The sequence below is a fragment of the Dietzia massiliensis genome (assembly GCF_018390595.1).
Taxonomy (GTDB): Bacteria; Actinomycetota; Actinomycetes; order Mycobacteriales; family Mycobacteriaceae; genus Dietzia; species Dietzia massiliensis.
Window position 1 is genome coordinate 1 of the sequence record NZ_JAHBAV010000141.1, and the last position, 630, is coordinate 630.

1 protein-coding gene is annotated in these 630 nt (G+C 55.2%); it reads right to left on the minus strand.

Annotation, left to right across the window (positions count from 1 at the left end; translation table 11 throughout):
• A partial coding sequence (locus tag KHA85_RS20070; RefSeq protein ID WP_236885844.1) for a hypothetical protein occupies positions 1-539 on the minus strand: 539 nt, incomplete at its 3' end.
• Positions 540-630: the final 91 nt, after the last annotated feature.

The following is a 630-nucleotide window of genomic DNA, read 5'->3' on the forward strand; positions in this document are numbered from 1 at the left end:
CGATCGGTCCACTGCCGGTTGCGTTGGTCGACACTGCGTTGCCCCTGCTGCAGCCATTGCAGACACAGATGGTAATCGGCCCGGCAGTTATCGAATTCCTCCAGGCGCGCCACCGGCATTGGCAGCGCGGAGAAGGCTTCACGGATTTGCTGCTGCAGTTTGCCCAGCTCAGACTTTTTGAACCATTTATCTTGCTGCTCAATGCGCTGAATCTGTGCCACCTGCTGTTGCAACACGCCGGCACTGACCTCACTCATTTCGGCGCTCCACTGCTGCCACGCCTGCTGCAGATAGTGATAAAAACGCTGCGTTTCCTGCCACTCGGTGCCGTGCAGTCGCACCACTTTTTCGTCCGGCAATTCAAATTCCAGCTCGCCCCAGACGATGCCGCGCTTGCACCTGACCTGAATCAGTTGATTGAAGGGGATCAGGTATTCATGTTTTTCCCCGCTCACCTCAACGCCGGCGTGCAGCAACCGCACGCGGTTATAAGGGTGCTGAGCCAGGTGTTTCCCCAGCGATGTCGCTTTAAGTTCCATATCGTCGCGCCATGACTATGTTGAGATTAAATAACGGATATCTGCCAGTTTACCTGCGATAAGCAGTGGCACTCTAGCGCTAAAAAAAGGG